Here is a 15018-nt window from a genome sequence, read left to right as displayed (position 1 = left end):
GTCATGTTAATTGTCATGCATGTCCAGCGTTGCGGGTCATCAGGTTTAAATCAACACCAAGAATGCCAGCCGCAGCAGTTAAACGCTCCGTGGGGGGAGTATCAAACAGTACGCTGCTTTGACTTTCCACCGTTAACCACGTGTTCTCTTTTAGCTCGTCTTCTAACTGTCCGACATCCCAGCCAGCACAGCCTAGGCAAACCAAAAAATCGTCGGGGCCTGTGTCATCGGCAAGTGCCTGAAGAATATCCATCGAGGTGGTAAGCGCAATACCGTCTTCCACCTGAACACTGGAGTCCCACTCCTGGCTATCACCGACATGCAAAATAAAGCCACGATCCTTATGCATAGGGCCACCATAATAGACCGGTGCATTACGGTGTGGGCTGTCATCTCCCCCTAATGAGAGCTGCTCAAATAGGGCATCCAGGGTGATTTCAAGTGGGCGGTTGGCGATGACCCCCATGCAACCATTGTGGTCATGGTCACACAGGTAGATCAGGCTGCCAGCGAAATTGGGGTCTTCCAAGTGGGGCATAGCCATCAAAAAATGATGCTTAAAACTTTGCATGCGTCTCCTACGGCTCGCTGAACACTCAGCGAGCCTCGCGTTATTAGGCGAATAGAACGTTCAACGGCATCGATTAGTGAAGACGACGTTCAATGGCGTCCAGCAGCATTCCGGCAATGTTCGTGCCACGCTGATCGTCGATTTCACGTACACAGGTGGGACTGGTAACGTTAATTTCAGTGATGTAGTCACCAATCACGTCTAAACCAACGAACATCAGCCCTTTTTCACGAATCATGGGCTGCACCTGCTGAATCAACCAGTGGTCGCGCTCGGTGAGCTCGCGACTAACGCCACGACCGCCCGCTGCGAGGTTACCCCGGGTTTCACCCGCCGAGGGAATCCGCGCCAGCCCATAGGGCACGGGTTCGCCGTCAACCAATAAGATGCGCGTATCGCCATCCTTGATCTCGGATAGGTAACGTTGCGCCATAATTTGTCGCTGGCCACGCAGCGTCAATTGCTCAATCACCGCACCTATATTGCGGCCATCGGGGCCAATATGAAAAATACCAGTTCCGCCCATGCCATCAAGCGGTTTAAAAATCACATCACCGTGTTCCGCATGAAAGGCACGTAGCACGTCATCTCGGCTGGCAACAATGGTAGGCGCGCAGCACTGGGGAAACTGCTGAGCAAACAATTTTTCATTACACTGTAATAAGGCAGCGGTTGGATTCACGACCAAGACACCCTCCCGCTCAGCAAACCCCAATAGATGGACCGCATTGGTAAAGTCGGCATCGACAGGTGGGTCTTTGCGCATTAACACAACATCTAGCTCCACCAGCGGGCGCTGGGCCACTTCACCAAGGTCATACCAATGATTTGGGTCGCGATGCACCGTTAGCGGGCGCATGCGCGCATACGCCTGTCCCGCGTTCAAGAAAAGATCTTCTTGCTCCATGTAGTGCAGGGTGTAGCCGCGCTCCTGCGCCGCCCACAGCATCGCCATGGTGGTATCTTTCTTGTAAGCGATGTCGCTGATGGGATCCATCACCACACCGAGATGCAACGTTGATTGGCTCATCGGGGTAACATCCATACATAAACAATAGGTAAGCAGTATGCCGCACTGCTTGCACAGCTCCAACCGCCGCTAGCAGTTACTCGGCTTGCTCGTCGGTTAGCGCGCCAGGCACAAGCCGGATAGCGCCAGGCTCCAGCGTGATTAACTGCTGTTTATACAGTCGCCCTATGGCCTGCTTGTAAGCACTCTTGCTAACCCCTAGACGCGTTTTAATGTCATGTGCTGAGCTTTTATCACCTAATGCTAGATAACCACCGCTTTGACGCAGCGCCTGCAGCACCTTATCGCCCACTACATCTAGACGCGCCACACCTGGAGGGAGCAAACAGATATCAACCCGGCCATCTTCGCGGCGCTGCTTTACATAGCCTTTCAGCGACTGCCCGCGGCGCAGCGGCTGAGTAATATCATCTTGATAAATCAGCCCCCAGTAGCGGTGATTAACCACTACTTTCATCCCAAGGTCAGTACGGTCAGCCACCACCACAGCCACCTCATCACCTTTTTCTAGCGCCCAGGCGTCATCTGTCAAAAAGCGATCCAAGCGCATGGTAGCCACAGGACGCCCTTGGTCATCGCTATACAGCATTACCAGTACCCGCTTACCGGGATCGGGGCGAAAGCGCTGCTCGCTATAAGGCAGCAGTACATCTTTGGGCTGCCCCCATTGCAGAAACGCCCCAGTGCTATTAACCGCAGTCACGGTTAAATAGGCTACGTCACCCAATTGGGCAGCAGCGTCGCTTGCGGAACGGGGAGAAGAGTGTGACTCACGGACCATGGGTACCGTCCTTACAAAAAGTAGACCTTCAGTATGGTGCCTTGCGAACGCAAGGCAAAGCGCGGCCGTTATCAATCAATTCAGCAGCACAAAATAGCGACTACTACCGCTTAACATGGCAGCAGCCGATCAGTAAGCACTTACTCACAAAAATCTTTAAGAAACAGCCCCTAAAAATAGGTTCTTAAGAGCAAGTCTTTAAACTATAAGCTCTTAAAATAGAAGTTCTTAAAATATAGGTTCTTAAAATATAGCTTCTTAAAAATCAGCTTTTAAAATCGAATACTGGAAAGCGAGCGCTAAAAAGTGAGTACTTACACATCACCAAAGTGGTGCTGCAGCAGTGTTAGCGCAACAACAGGCGCTGTTTCAGTACGCAATACCCTTGGGCCGAGTGTCAGCGGCGTAAAGCCACCGGCGGTGGCAGCATTAATGTCTGAGTCACTTAAACCACCCTCTGGGCCGATTAAGAGCGCTACGGAAGTGGGACATGGCTGTTGCGAAAATACGTTGCCTGTTGCTAAGTGAAGCATCAAACGTAGTGGCTCTTGCCGCTCGGAAAGCCACTCATTCAGTGCTTGTGGAGGATAAACTGGCGGGACAACCGCTCGCCCACTCTGTTCACAAGCGCTAGCTGCAACTGCCTGCCAATGAGCCAGTTTTTTCTCTTCACGGTCGCCCTTGAGACGCACATCGCCCCGCTCGGTGTAGAGCGGGGTAATCGCTGCAACGCCCAGCTCAACGGCTTTTTGGATGGCATAGTCCATCCGGTCGCCTTTTGAGATCGCTTGGCCCAGGTGTACCGCCAACGGCGATTCGCCACTACCCAGCCAAACAGCCTCGATGGTCACTGTCGTTTGCTTACGTCCAACATCGGCTAAGCGCACGCCAGCCTCTTGGCCGTTGCCATCAAACAACATCAGCGGCGCGCTTTCGCCCAACCGTAGCACTCGCGTCACATGCCTCGCCGGGCCGTCAGGTAGGGTAATAGTTGTGCCCACTGCAAACTCAGCGGGCACATAAAGGCGGGGCATTTTGCCGTGTAAGGCAACCCAGTCAGCAGCATGCATACTTAGTGAGTATTCTCGGCTGCTTGCTGAGCCTGCTGCGCTTCACGCTGCTTGCGCTGAGCGTACATGGCTTCAAAATTCACCGGCGCCAGCATTAGCGGCGGGAAACCACCACGATTGACAAGGTTATCAACGCATTCGCGAGCATAAGGGAACAGCAGATTAGGGCAGAACGCACCCAGGGTTTGTTCCAACTGCGCCCCTTCAATGCCAGAAATACGGAACAGGCCAGCTTGCTCTACTTCTGCCAGGAACGATGTAGTGCCGGTTTCACTGTCGTTGACCTGAGCTGTCACCTTTACAACCACTTCATACTGGTCGTCGGCTATTTTCTGGCTAGTGGTGTTCAGGTCCAGGTTCACCTTGGGCTTAAACGCCTGCTTGAATACAGAAGGAGAGTTCGGCGCTTCAAACGAAATGTCTTTTACGTAGATACGCTGCAAAGAGAACTTAAGCTGAGGCTTTTCGCCTTCTGCGGCGCCTGCCTGCGGGGTGTTGTTATCTTCCGCCATGGAAATACTCCTAATTGTTCATCTGATAAAAAGATGCGCGACAGCGCATAGCTTACTTACTGTATGTTTAATTGATTTCTACTTTACTTTTTCACCACCGGAAGACCATCCGCCTGCCACTGCACCATGCCACCTCTTAACTTATTGACACGCTCGAAACCTGCCTTAGCAAGTTTTGCCTGTGCAGCACCAGAGCTCTGGCCGTGCTTACATACCACGATGATCGGCTGGCTTTTCACTTTCTCCAGTTCATTCATGCGGCTGTCGAGGCTGCTTTGGGGAATATTGCGTGCACCGGCAATATGTCCCGCTTTAAAGTCTTTGCTTTCACGGATATCCAGCACCACAGCGTCTTCACGGTTAATAAGCTGAGTCGCCTGTGTAGAGGTCACAGCGTGGGTAGCGGCACTGCGCGCCTCGTACGCCACCCATGCTATTAATACCAGCAAAAACGCCCCGACAAGTAGGGGGTGGTTCATTACGAATTCGAACAGCTGATCGATCATCGTGAACACAATCTCTTGGTCTATGCAGAAAAAAGCGGCTTAGCCGCCTCCAGAAACGCAACAAGTATACACGTCACACGGCATACCGCGCAGGCCATGACGCCCAACGGCTGCCTGCGTTATGATGCCCCATGCGCGCGCCTGTCGCGACCCTGATTATAAGGTGTTGTCTGAAAACTGTTTGAGCAATCTTCACCAACGTTTCAAACAACACCTCATGTCGCTTGGCTGATCAACATAACGAGGTTTTCATGGCTACAACTGCACCGCGCCCCGTGGCGCTTATCATTTTAGATGGCTACGGCCACAATCCCGATAGCGCCCACAACGCAGTGGCCGCTGCTAATACGCCCAACATGGACAAGCTGTGGGCCAATCGTCCGCATGCCTTTGTGCACACTGATGGTCGCCACGTGGGCCTGCCTGACGGGCAGATGGGTAATTCTGAAGTAGGCCATATGAACATTGGTGCCGGACGCGTTGTGTACCAGGACTTTACCCGCATCACCAAAGCAATTGAAGATGGCGACCTAGACACCAACGAGGTGCTGACCAAGCCCATCGACGAAGCCGTTGCTAATGGCCGTGCTGTCCACTTGCTTGGGCTACTTTCTCCCGGCGGCGTACACAGCCACGAAGATCACTTTATTGCCATAGCTGAGCTTGCTGCCCGACGCGGCGCGCAGCGCATTTTTATCCATGCATTTTTAGACGGACGCGATATGCCGCCGCAAAGCGCGCTTCGCTCGCTTGAGCGCGCTAATGCCCGTTTATCGGAGCTGGTGGGCGCTGATAACGGCTTTATTGCCTCAGTCATTGGCCGCTTTTACGCAATGGACCGTGATAACCGCTGGGAGCGTGTTGAGCAAGCCTATCGCCTGCTGACCGAGGGCCACGCTGATTTTATTGCTTCTAGCGCTGAAACCGCCCTGCGTGACGCTTACCAGCGCGGAGAAACCGATGAATTTGTTGCCTCTAGCAGTATTCCGCTAAGTGATACCGCCATTACGCTACAAGACGGTGATGCGGCTATTTTCCTCAATTTCCGCTCTGACCGCGCTCGTGAATTAACTCGTGCCTTTACTGAACCTAACTTCAACGGCTTTGAACGGCACGTATGCCCTACACTGGCTGGCGACGGTTTAGTCACGATGACCCAGTACGCCGCCAATATTTCAGCACCAGCGGCCTTCCCCCCTTCGGATCTCACCGACACCTTGGGTGAAGTGGTTGCTAAACGAGGCCTAACTCAGCTTCGCATTGCAGAAACAGAAAAATATCCCCACGTCACCTTTTTCTTCTCTGGCGGTAACGAGGCCGAATACGAAGGCGAAGAGCGCATCTTGGTCCCCTCACCCCGGGATGTTAAAACCTACGACGAAAAACCTGAGATGAGCGCCTTTGAGATCACCGATAAGCTGGTGGAAGCTATCGACAGTGGTCGCTTTGACCTAATGGTGTGCAATTATGCCAATGGCGACATGGTTGGCCACACGGGTGACTTCAATGCAGCCGTAAAAGCGATTGAAACCGTCGACACCTGCGTTGGCCGGGTAGTGGAGGCCATTGAGCGAGCTGGTGGTGCTTGCCTGATTACCGCTGATCATGGCAATGCTGAGCAGATGGTGCATCCAGAAACTGGTGCACCACAAACAGCTCATACCACGTTTATGGTGCCGCTGATTTACGTAGGCGAGCGGGCTGGCAGCTTGGAAGACGGACGCTTATGCGATTTAGCGCCGACGCTGTTAACCATGATGAACCAGACACAGCCCGACGCAATGACAGGTAAACCACTGATTCATTTTGATTGATGCTTATGGGCTGGACATTAGTTATCACGCTCATGCTGGCGTTAGGTTATGCGCCAGCAAGTGTTGCTCAGCCAGATGAAACAGCAGCACGCAAGCAGTTGGATGCGATTGGCCAAGAGATTGAGAACCTAGCCCAGCGTCTCAGTGCGACTGGGCAAGCACGGGACAGCGCCGAGCGCGAGTTGCGAGAGGTCGAAACAGAACTTGCCGAGACCCACCAGCGTTTAGACCAACTCCAGGCCGAGCGCCGCCAACTGGCCGACGAAACCACTCAGCTTCGCCAGCACCGAGAGCGCTTGGAAGGTGAGCGTGAAACCCAATACGCTGCGCTAAGCCAGCAGCTAGCGGCCCTTTATCGACTGGGGCCAACGCCCCAGTTGAAACTGCTTCTTAACCAAAGCGACCCTGCCGAGCTAGACCGAATGCAGGCCTACCTAAATCGATTCACTCAAGCGCGCCAGCAACGCCTTACCGATATCAGCCGCCTTGATAACGCGCTGGCAGATACTGAGCTGGCGCTGGGTGAGCGCCAAGCACGCCTTGCTACATTAGCCGACGAGCTAGAAGAGCAAAGCGCCCTGCTCGCCCAGCGAACCGAGGAGCGGCGGGGGGTCGTAGCGACCTTGGATGATCGTTATGGCAGCGAAGAAGACCGCTTAGCCGATCTTAACCAAAGCCGTGAGCAGGCCGAGCAGCAACTAAGAGCGATTCAAGCCGAGCTGGCCCGCTTAGCCGAACCAACACCTACCACCCACATTACTCGCACTCAGGGCGATTTACCCTGGCCCGTTCAAGGAGCGATTACAGCAACCTTCCAGCGTAGAGATGGCGTGCACTACAACGGTATCGTGATTCAAGCAGACCCAGGCAGCGCAGTAGCTGCGGTGCATACGGGCCGCGTGGTATTCGCCGACTGGATGCGTGGCTTTGGCAACCTACTGATTATTGATCATGGAGATCAGATCATGACGCTCTATGCTCACTTGCAACATTTTAGCGCTCGGCCTGGGCAACAGGTGAGTCGCGGCACTGAAATTGGACGCGTCGGCAATAGTGGCGGGCAGACCCGCTCCGCGCTTTACTTTGAAGTGCGACGTAGCGGTGAACCAATTAATCCACAACGTTGGATTGCACGCCGCTGACGGGATAAGCTGACTTATATGCATTAACAATCATATCTCAACCTGAGCAGCACCTTTTGATGCTGCCTTTCGCCTAGCGGAGTCCGCATGACGCTATCTGTTACCGAGGTATCGGCCCCTGCCAAGCGCTTTTTGGCTACCTTACTTCCGCTTGTACTGCTGTCGGTACCGCTTCCCTTAGTGGCCCAGCCTGCAAATAGCGTTGCTGATGACCTGCCCCTTGAAGAGATTCAAACCTTTGCCGAAGTATTTGAGCGCATTAAACGTGGTTATGTCGAAGAGGTTGACGATCGCACGCTATTACGCAATGCCATGCGCGGTATGCTTAGCGAACTTGACCCTCATTCAGCCTATTTAGACGAAGAAGAGTACCAAAGTCTGCGCGAATCGACTCAAGGTGAGTTTGGCGGGATTGGCATAGAAGTAGGCACTGAAAATGGACAGCTAATGGTCATCACTCCCATCGATGACACGCCGGCTTCCCGAGCAGGGCTGTTATCCCGCGATGTGATTGTGGCTATCGATGGAACACCAACCGACAGTTTATCGCTACAAGAAGCCGTTAATCTAATGCGTGGTGAGCCAGGTAGCCAACTACGTATTTCCATTTTGCGGTCGGGTGAAGAGTCACCGAGAGAGTTCACACTCACGCGCGAGGTGATTCGTAGCGAAAGCGTTAAGCACGAAGAACTTGAACCAGGCTTCGGCTACTTGCGCATCAGCCAGTTTCAGTCGCGAACCCCTGAACAGGCACGCAGATCATTAGAGCGCATGGCTAGAGAACAGCCGCTTGAAGGGTTAATCCTCGACTTGCGCAACAATCCAGGCGGCGTATTACAAGCCGCCGTTGGCGTCGCAGACCTTTTCCTGGATGAAGGGCTAATTGTATACACTGAAGGGCGGCTTTCTGATACTGAAATGTCGTTTTCAGCATCATCAGAAACTCCCGCCAGAGACGTACCACTGGTAGTGCTGATAAACAGCGGTAGCGCCTCGGCAGCTGAGATTGTCGCTGGGGCGCTTCAAGACCAACGTCGTGGGGTGATCATGGGTACCGAGAGCTTTGGCAAAGGCTCCGTGCAGCAAATCATGCCACTTGGCAATGGTGAAGGCCTAAAGCTAACGACCGCGCTTTACTACACGCCCAATGGACGTTCAATCCAAGCGCAAGGTATCGAACCTGATGTAGAAGTAGTGCGTGGCCGCCTGGAAGTGGCTGAAGGTCAGCGCCGAATCCGTGAAGCTGACCTTGATGGCCACCTAAGCGGCCAAGACGCTATACCACGGGAGCGTGCAGAAATGTCTCAGCGCCTACGCGATGACTACCAACTCAGTGAAGCACTGAACCTGCTCAAAGCGCTAAACGTGGTAGATCGCCGCCGCCGTTAACGGCATGATTGCGGCAGGCGCCCACGCTCTCCGATCGCCTGCCGCATCACCAACCGTTTCAACGGAACTAACTGATTCATACCACTCATGCCAATATTACGCGCCAGCGTCAGGGCAGGCACTTCGCTACCGAAGAGTACTTTGAACCCTTTCATCAGTCCTAACATAGCACTATTATCTAAGCGTCTGCGTCGTTCATAGCGACTCAACGTGGACAGCGCTCCCCAGGGCGCGCCTCGCTGCCATGCATTAACCACCTCTTCAGCCAGCACCGCTGCATCCATAAAGCCAAGGTTAACCCCCTGCCCTGCTAGCGGGTGAATGCTATGGGCAGCATCGCCCACCAGTGCTAAGTTGGGCTGCACATACTGAGCAGCATGACGCTGGATAAGTGGAAAGCGATAGGCAGCATCGACGGCACTCACCTGGCCTAAGCGATAATCAAAGGCATCACTTAGGGCCTGCCCCAGCGCATCAGAAGAAAACTCCGTGAGTTGTTTTGCATGCTCAGGTGTGGTCGACCAAACAATCGAGCAGTAGCGATCGTCACCATTCACCGTTAGCGGCAAAAAAGCCAGTGGACGGCCAGCGATAAAAGCCTGACGAGCCGTGTCCCCATGGGTTTTTTCACACCTTACCGTGGTAACGACAGCCTCTTGCTGCATCGGCTCTTCAGCTACCGATATTCCTGCCAGCTCACGCATGGTGGAGTGAGCACCATCGGCCGCAATGAGTAACGGTGTATACAACTGACGCCCATCCTTAAGTACTAGCCAACGACCGTTATCCGATGTTTGTAAAGCCTCCACGCCAACTCCAAAGAAAGTACTAACCTTTGGCAACGCTAATACCTGCTCATTTAACGCGGCTAATGTCACCTCGTTTTCAACAATATGTCCAAGTACGGGTGCACCTGCTTCATCAGCGGAAAACTGAATGCTACCGCTCCCTTCTGCATCCCACACCTGCATATAACGGTAAGGCGTTATCCGCGTATCAGCCATTGCAGGCCACGCCTTCAAGTGCGAGAGCAGGCGCTGAGAAACCGGTGTCAATGCACTCACCCTGGGGGCCGGTGGATGATCGCCGAAAGCAGCTAAACGAAGTGGCTCTGCTTTGGTTTCTACTAACGCCACCTGCATGCCAGCATTCGTTAATAGCCCTACTAGCGCCGTGCCTACCATGCCAGCACCCACAATTATCGCGTCGAAATGTTCAACCGACGCATCTAACCCCGCTGCTTGCGTTTTCATACCGTTTCCTTCGTTACCTTTCTGAGACAGCTGTCACGCTCTGAGTCAGTAGTGATTGTTAGGTTAACGCTCTAGCCCCATCGCTCGGCGTGCCAAGCTGCGGCGAAGCGGCCCCACTAAATTTAACCCCACCAGCCCAGCTGCTCGGGCATGGGGAAGTAAAGGCAGCGAATAGCCAAATAACCGTACTAACCCATCACTAAACCGAATCACATTGGAACGGTCTTGAGCTCGACGTCGCTCAAATGACTGCAGCGTTTGCATATCACCAAGGGCACGCTGATTTTCGGCGCCCTGCGCCAGCTCCTCGGCCAGGTCCATCACGGAGCGTAGCGCCAGGTTGAAGCCCTGACCCGCTACTGGGTGTAGCGCGTGGGCAGCATTACCCAGTACCGCCAGCCCTGGTCGAACCGGTTCTTCTGCGGTGATCAGCGAAAGCGGGTAGTTGAGACGCTGTCCCACCCGAGTAAAACGCCCTACTCGATCACCAAAGGCGGACTGTAGCTGGCGTAGAAATGCCTGATCAGAGAGCGCTAGCCGCGCCTGTTCAGTGCCACTGGTATGCGTCCAGACTAACTCCATGGCTTGACCTGGTAGTGGCAACAAGGCGATCGGCCCTTCTTCTGTAAACCGTTCATACGCTACCCCCTGATGAGACTGACTAATACCCACGTGCGCAATCAGCGCGGTTTGCTCATAAGAGCGGCGGCGACTACTAATCCCCAATTGCTCCTTCAGACCAGACCGGCCGCCATCGGCAAGAATAGTCAACGCTGCAGTCAGCTCACTACCATCAGAAAGAATCAGGTGATGGCCCTCTGCTTGTGGCGTCAGTTGTGCCACGGTCGCAGGGCAGTGCCACTCAATCGGCAACTGCTGAAGATGATGGTGCAACACGCGCCCCATCCAGGCATTAGGTATGACATGCCCTAATGCCGGCACCCCTAGTTCCTGGGCGCTCAATCTCGTAGCACCTAAACGCCCGCGCTCGCTAATATGAATACGCTTGATCGGCGTTGCTTCACTACGCATCGCCTCCCACACCCCCAATTGGCGAAAGCGCTGAGCAGAGCCTTCAGCAATAGCGCTAGCGCGTGCATCGAAGCTAGGTTGCCACGACACCTCCTGCGCGCTTTCAGGTAAGGCATTGGACTCAATAATGGCCACCCGCCACCCATAGCGCTCAATAAGAGGAGCCAACGCACAGCCCAAGCTGGCACCTACCAAACCACCACCCACAATAACGATATCGTGAGTAAGCGCTTGTTTCTGTTGGCCTTGATTTGCCTGCTGTACACCGTGCATTGGCATCTCCTACAGGTTAAGCACGAACTATACAAATCGTAATTTCGTAATGTAAATTACATAATTTATTATCAGTGCTAATTTACTGGTTATTTATTAGCCATTAACTGCTCTATATCAGCAATCTGCTTTGGTACGGCTGATGTAAGCACCTCATGCCCATCCTGGGTCACCACAACATCATCTTCGATACGAATGCCAATACCGCGGTAAGCCACAGGAATATCGTCGTCACAAGGGATATACAGGCCAGGCTCAACGGTAACGACCATGCCACTTTCAAGCGGGCGCGGGGTCTCTTCATTGAGGCGGTAGGTTCCCACATCATGTACGTCCAGCCCTAGCCAGTGTGATGTAGAGTGTAGGTAGAAGCGTCGGTAGCTCTCGTCGTCAATACGCGCCTGCTCATCGCCCTCTAACAACCCAAGAGCAATTAAGCCTGCGGTCAAATCGCGCACCACGCCTTGATGAATATCTGCCAGCGTAGTCCCTGGCTTGATAGCATGCACCGCACGCTCCTGGGCAGCTAGTACCACTTGGTAAAGCGCTCGCTGAGCGTCATTAAACTTACCGCTAACGGGAAACGTGCGGGTGATGTCCCCAGCATAGAGATCAAACTCCGCGCCAGCATCAATCAACACGAGTGTATCGGCTTTCAACATGTCGCTATTTTCAATGTAATGCAGTACGCAAGCGTTTTCCCCACCTCCCACAATGGTGCTATACGCTGGCCCGCTGGCGCCTTGCCAAGCGAACTCATGTTCCAACTCCGCTTGCAGCTGATACTCGCTTAATCCAGCACGGCAGCTACGCATCGCGCGGATATGCGCCTGGGCAGAAATAGCCGCCGCATGGCGCAGTAAGGCAATTTCAGCTGGGCTTTTAATAAGCCGCATTTCATGAACAAGCGGACGACTATCCAGCCATCCTTTTAGCGCTGGCTTACCGTGGCGCAGACCCGCCTGGGCATGGGCTAGCGCCTCTTCTGCAATACTTAGCGCCTCGGGATTATCTAGCGGCAGATAGAGCAGTTCGCGACCAGCTAATAGCCCCGGCAACTGCTCTTCCCGCTGAGCATTTTCAAACGCTTGATCAATACCATGTTGTGCCTCTACGCCCTGGGCACCTAAACGCCGACCTGTCCAGGCTTCCATAGTGGCGTCGCGGTCTTGGCAAAACACCACGCTTTGGCCTGCCTCACGGCCAGGCAGCACAACAAGCAACGCATCGGGCTCTTGAATGCCGGTCAAGTAGTAAAAGTCACTCTGCTGTCGAAACGTGTATTCGCTATCGTGAGAGCGAGTTACCAATGCAGCGCTTGGCACCACAAGCGCTGCATTGACAGGCAGTTGGGCGATGAGCGCTTCTCGGCGCTGGCGGTACTCAGCAGGTGTAATAGCAGCAGGCCTAGGCAGTGTCTCAGGCAACATAGATAACTCCTGTATTAATGAACGGGGGCGTCGGACTGCTCGACCTGAGGCATCCCCGGGTGCTGCTCGGTATAAAGCAGCATGGCCGCCATACGCGCGTGCTCCGTCAAGGCAAATAAGTCATTTTCATTTTCAGGGCTATCGTCGATATCCGTTTCGATCTGTACAAGTCCCGCTAGGTCATCGATGGCCTCTTGTAGCGTTTTGGACCAGCGCTCGCGAAGCGTCTCATCAGCCACATCCTCGACGACTTCCATAAAACCCTGCGTCCACTCTTTTAGGCCCTGGGCTTGCTCGGCGAGTGAAAAAAGCTCATCAGGCAACAGCGGCGCGTAATTCAAATCGCTGGCGCTCAGTGCTTCAAGCGTTTGTCGTCGCCAACCTAGCAGGCGTTCAGCGCTAGCAGGATCCCGAGGCTGCTCGACACCTAAGCTTAGGCAAACCTCTTCTAGCCATGCTTCAGCCGTCACATCACGTAGTGCTAATAGACCACTTAAGCGGCCATCCAAAAAAGCGGGAGACTGCATACTTCCATGAAGAAGAAAAACATCCGCAACGTCAGAAAAATCCTGGCGCTCATTGATTAAGGACATGGGCATTGCTCGCTATACAAAAATGGGGGTGAAACCGTCATAACAACGTATCAAAAAGACTGCCAAACGGTGGAAGGATGCTAACAGCACTCGTGGCTGTGCGTTGACCCCACACAAGCCGCTCTCTTATAGTGAATGCTAGCTACCCTTCCTATGCAGTGATGTTAACGCATTGGTCACTAAAATGACCTGTGCCGGAGTTTTTGATGAGTAACGCGAAGCGGCCAACCAAAGAAATCACCCTACTGGGTCGCAGCTATATGATTGCTTGCGACACTGGCGAAGAAACCCAGCTTGAACGCGCTGCTCGCTATTTAGATCGCGCAATGCACGGCATTCATGCTCAAAGTAATACCCTTGGCAGCGAACGGGTGGCCGTCATGGCAGCCCTAAACATCACCCATGAATTGCTCGAGGTGCTAGATGAACACCGTGCGAGCGAAGCGAATCTTAGCCGTCTAAACGACCGCCTTGAACGGGCACTTGCCAGCACTCGCCAACAAAAAGAACCCTAAGAACCTGCCACGCCCCTTTGGCATTATCACTGGCTCTGTTAAGATGAAGATGTTCTCTGGGGTGTACGCCAGTCGTTATAGTCCCTCGAGCCTATGCGAAGTACCCAGGGGGCCAAATGCTAGCCAAACCCGTGTGCATGTCCGTGCGTCGGAAAGCCTGACGGTTTGGCTGCGGCCACCCACCTGAACCAGTAGGTTCAGGGCCAGAACGACAGCGGCATTCTGGGGAACTCTTAGTCTATTCTGCGGAATAACTTAGTTAGCTCGTTATGAGTAGCTCGTTATGAACGACACTGCTGTCTTCAGTATATCCGGCGATAAAGTTGCGCTTCGCCGCGAGCTTAGACGCAGACGCCGTATCCTTTCCCTAGATCAGCAAAAACAAGCCGCTTCCGCCCTTTGCCAGCGCCTTAAACAGCTGCCTGAAATTCGTCGAGCGAAACGCATTAGCCTTTATTTACCGGTTAATGGCGAGATAGACCCGACACACTTAATACCGTGGCTTCGTCAGCGAAAAGTAAGTATTTACTTACCTGTATTACGCCCATTCTCGACTAATCGTCTTTGGTTTGTTGCCTACCACGAGTCCACCCCTATGGTTAAAAATCGCTTTGGCATCGCAGAACCATGCTCACGATTTGCCGCCGAGCGGCGCAATCGCATGCCGGCTTGGGCGCTAGATACGCTGATTGTTCCGCTGGTAGGGTTTGATAAGCAAGCAAACCGTATGGGCATGGGAGGTGGCTTTTATGATCGGAGTCTTGCTTTTATGCGCTATCAAGGACCCGCTCCAACGTTGATTGGCGTTGCACACGCCTGCCAACAGGTGGCTACGCTGCCCGTAGAGCCTTGGGATATTCCGCTGGACGTGGTGGTTAGTGACACGATGGTCATTCGGCCAATAAAAACGGGCTGATCGTTAAGATCAGCCCGTTTTACTATCAGCGTCCACTCGCTAGGTGCAGCGTTTAGGCTGAAAGCGCTGTGACTAACTTGAGAAGTTAACTCCCCGACAGCGCTTGCGCATAGCCAGTGGCGAGTACCCCAAGTAAAAACACCACCGTTAGCGCCATCACCATATCAGGCTTTTTCCGCCGCATGCCTCAT

15 protein-coding genes and 1 other RNA gene are annotated in these 15018 nt (G+C 53.6%); 6 read left to right on the top strand and 10 right to left on the bottom strand.

The features are described 5' to 3' along the window. Nucleotides 1-13: 13 nt before the first annotated feature. From K1Y77_RS00175 to K1Y77_RS00150, 6 genes are all read right to left on the bottom strand, one after another. Nucleotides 14-571 (bottom strand): YqgE/AlgH family protein, encoded by a 558-nt coding sequence (locus K1Y77_RS00175; protein WP_264429739.1) that lies wholly within the window; start codon nucleotides 569-571, stop codon nucleotides 14-16. A 73-nt stretch (nucleotides 572-644) separates the two neighbouring features. Then, on the bottom strand, nucleotides 645-1601 hold the full coding sequence (gshB, locus tag K1Y77_RS00170; protein WP_264429737.1) for a glutathione synthase: 957 nt from the start codon (nucleotides 1599-1601) through the stop codon (nucleotides 645-647). 76 nt (nucleotides 1602-1677) lie between these two features. Continuing rightward, entirely contained in the window at nucleotides 1678-2382 is a 705-nt protein-coding gene (locus tag K1Y77_RS00165; protein WP_030071723.1) for a CvfB family protein, read from the bottom strand. Between the two features lie 314 nt (nucleotides 2383-2696). Then, the gene (locus tag K1Y77_RS00160; protein ID WP_084180407.1) at nucleotides 2697-3452 is read right to left on the bottom strand and encodes a 16S rRNA (uracil(1498)-N(3))-methyltransferase; all 756 of its coding nucleotides are present in this window, start codon (nucleotides 3450-3452) and stop codon (nucleotides 2697-2699) included. A gap of 2 nt (nucleotides 3453-3454) precedes the next feature. Beyond that, complete coding sequence (gene secB, locus K1Y77_RS00155; RefSeq protein WP_009102012.1) at nucleotides 3455-3964, bottom strand: protein-export chaperone SecB; 510 nt, start codon at nucleotides 3962-3964, stop codon at nucleotides 3455-3457. A gap of 83 nt (nucleotides 3965-4047) precedes the next feature. After that, on the bottom strand, nucleotides 4048-4470 hold the full coding sequence (locus tag K1Y77_RS00150; RefSeq protein ID WP_030071716.1) for a rhodanese-like domain-containing protein: 423 nt from the start codon (nucleotides 4468-4470) through the stop codon (nucleotides 4048-4050). 251 nt (nucleotides 4471-4721) lie between these two features. On the opposite strand from K1Y77_RS00150, the gene gpmI reads away from it, so the two are divergent. From gpmI to K1Y77_RS00135, 3 genes are all read left to right on the top strand, one after another. Next, entirely contained in the window at nucleotides 4722-6284 is a 1563-nt protein-coding gene (gpmI, locus tag K1Y77_RS00145; RefSeq protein WP_264429734.1) for a 2,3-bisphosphoglycerate-independent phosphoglycerate mutase, read from the top strand. After that, a complete protein-coding gene (locus K1Y77_RS00140) occupies nucleotides 6284-7426 on the top strand; it encodes a murein hydrolase activator EnvC family protein (RefSeq protein ID WP_264019203.1) in 1143 nt (380 codons plus the stop codon). The genes gpmI and K1Y77_RS00140 overlap by 1 nt, the downstream gene beginning before the upstream one ends. A gap of 87 nt (nucleotides 7427-7513) precedes the next feature. Continuing rightward, nucleotides 7514-8815 carry a S41 family peptidase gene (locus tag K1Y77_RS00135; protein WP_264429732.1) on the top strand — a complete coding sequence of 434 codons (1302 nt, stop codon included), beginning with the start codon at nucleotides 7514-7516 and terminating at the stop codon, nucleotides 8813-8815. Here the strand turns inward: K1Y77_RS00135 and K1Y77_RS00130 are convergent. The 4 genes from K1Y77_RS00130 to K1Y77_RS00115 all read right to left on the bottom strand — a co-directional run bounded on the left by K1Y77_RS00130 (nucleotide 8812) and on the right by K1Y77_RS00115 (nucleotide 13396). Next, nucleotides 8812-10068, bottom strand: coding sequence for a UbiH/UbiF/VisC/COQ6 family ubiquinone biosynthesis hydroxylase (locus K1Y77_RS00130; RefSeq protein WP_264429730.1), 1257 nt, complete (start codon nucleotides 10066-10068; stop codon nucleotides 8812-8814). The genes K1Y77_RS00135 and K1Y77_RS00130 overlap by 4 nt on opposite strands. A 63-nt stretch (nucleotides 10069-10131) precedes the next feature. After that, on the bottom strand, nucleotides 10132-11373 hold the full coding sequence (gene ubiH, locus K1Y77_RS00125; protein WP_264429728.1) for a 2-octaprenyl-6-methoxyphenyl hydroxylase: 1242 nt from the start codon (nucleotides 11371-11373) through the stop codon (nucleotides 10132-10134). Nucleotides 11374-11462: 89 nt separating this feature from the next. Continuing rightward, nucleotides 11463-12803, bottom strand: coding sequence for a Xaa-Pro aminopeptidase (gene pepP / locus K1Y77_RS00120; protein WP_264019053.1), 1341 nt, complete (start codon nucleotides 12801-12803; stop codon nucleotides 11463-11465). A gap of 14 nt (nucleotides 12804-12817) precedes the next feature. After that, nucleotides 12818-13396: a UPF0149 family protein gene (locus K1Y77_RS00115; protein ID WP_030071700.1), complete on the bottom strand. Its 579-nt coding sequence runs from the start codon at nucleotides 13394-13396 to the stop codon at nucleotides 12818-12820. Between the two features lie 206 nt (nucleotides 13397-13602). On the opposite strand from K1Y77_RS00115, the gene K1Y77_RS00110 reads away from it, so the two are divergent. The 3 genes from K1Y77_RS00110 (at nucleotide 13603) to K1Y77_RS00100 (ending at nucleotide 14827) form a co-directional block, all read left to right on the top strand. After that, a complete protein-coding gene (locus K1Y77_RS00110) occupies nucleotides 13603-13911 on the top strand; it encodes a cell division protein ZapA (RefSeq protein ID WP_030071698.1) in 309 nt (102 codons plus the stop codon). Between the two features lie 50 nt (nucleotides 13912-13961). Beyond that, nucleotides 13962-14144, top strand: a non-coding RNA gene (gene ssrS, locus K1Y77_RS00105) — 6S RNA. Between the two features lie 50 nt (nucleotides 14145-14194). Next, nucleotides 14195-14827 carry a 5-formyltetrahydrofolate cyclo-ligase gene (locus tag K1Y77_RS00100; RefSeq protein WP_264429725.1) on the top strand — a complete coding sequence of 211 codons (633 nt, stop codon included), beginning with the start codon at nucleotides 14195-14197 and terminating at the stop codon, nucleotides 14825-14827. Nucleotides 14828-15018 lie beyond the last annotated feature (191 nt).

Source organism: Halomonas qaidamensis (assembly GCF_025917315.1).
Lineage (GTDB): Bacteria > Pseudomonadota > Gammaproteobacteria > Pseudomonadales > Halomonadaceae > Vreelandella > Vreelandella qaidamensis.
This window is presented reverse-complemented; position numbering and strand designations above follow the sequence as displayed.

Bases quoted from the DNA above. Each gene is read 5' to 3' on its own strand.
- K1Y77_RS00165 (WP_030071723.1), bottom strand. From the start codon at position 2,382: ATGGTCCGTGAGTCACACTCTTCTCCCCGTTCCGCAAGCGACGCTGCT.
- gpmI (WP_264429734.1), top strand. From the start codon at position 4,722: ATGGCTACAACTGCACCGCGCCCCGTGGCGCTTATCATTTTAGATGGC.
- K1Y77_RS00135 (WP_264429732.1), top strand. From the start codon at position 7,514: ATGACGCTATCTGTTACCGAGGTATCGGCCCCTGCCAAGCGCTTTTTG.
- secB (WP_009102012.1), bottom strand. From the start codon at position 3,964: ATGGCGGAAGATAACAACACCCCGCAGGCAGGCGCCGCAGAAGGCGAA.
- gshB (WP_264429737.1), bottom strand. From the start codon at position 1,601: ATGAGCCAATCAACGTTGCATCTCGGTGTGGTGATGGATCCCATCAGC.
- K1Y77_RS00130 (WP_264429730.1), bottom strand. From the start codon at position 10,068: ATGAAAACGCAAGCAGCGGGGTTAGATGCGTCGGTTGAACATTTCGAC.
- K1Y77_RS00175 (WP_264429739.1), bottom strand. From the start codon at position 571: ATGCAAAGTTTTAAGCATCATTTTTTGATGGCTATGCCCCACTTGGAA.
- K1Y77_RS00150 (WP_030071716.1), bottom strand. From the start codon at position 4,470: ATGATCGATCAGCTGTTCGAATTCGTAATGAACCACCCCCTACTTGTC.
- K1Y77_RS00115 (WP_030071700.1), bottom strand. From the start codon at position 13,396: ATGTCCTTAATCAATGAGCGCCAGGATTTTTCTGACGTTGCGGATGTT.
- K1Y77_RS00140 (WP_264019203.1), top strand. From the start codon at position 6,284: ATGCTTATGGGCTGGACATTAGTTATCACGCTCATGCTGGCGTTAGGT.
- K1Y77_RS00100 (WP_264429725.1), top strand. From the start codon at position 14,195: ATGAACGACACTGCTGTCTTCAGTATATCCGGCGATAAAGTTGCGCTT.
- ubiH (WP_264429728.1), bottom strand. From the start codon at position 11,373: ATGCACGGTGTACAGCAGGCAAATCAAGGCCAACAGAAACAAGCGCTT.
- K1Y77_RS00160 (WP_084180407.1), bottom strand. From the start codon at position 3,452: ATGCATGCTGCTGACTGGGTTGCCTTACACGGCAAAATGCCCCGCCTT.
- K1Y77_RS00110 (WP_030071698.1), top strand. From the start codon at position 13,603: ATGAGTAACGCGAAGCGGCCAACCAAAGAAATCACCCTACTGGGTCGC.
- pepP (WP_264019053.1), bottom strand. From the start codon at position 12,803: ATGTTGCCTGAGACACTGCCTAGGCCTGCTGCTATTACACCTGCTGAG.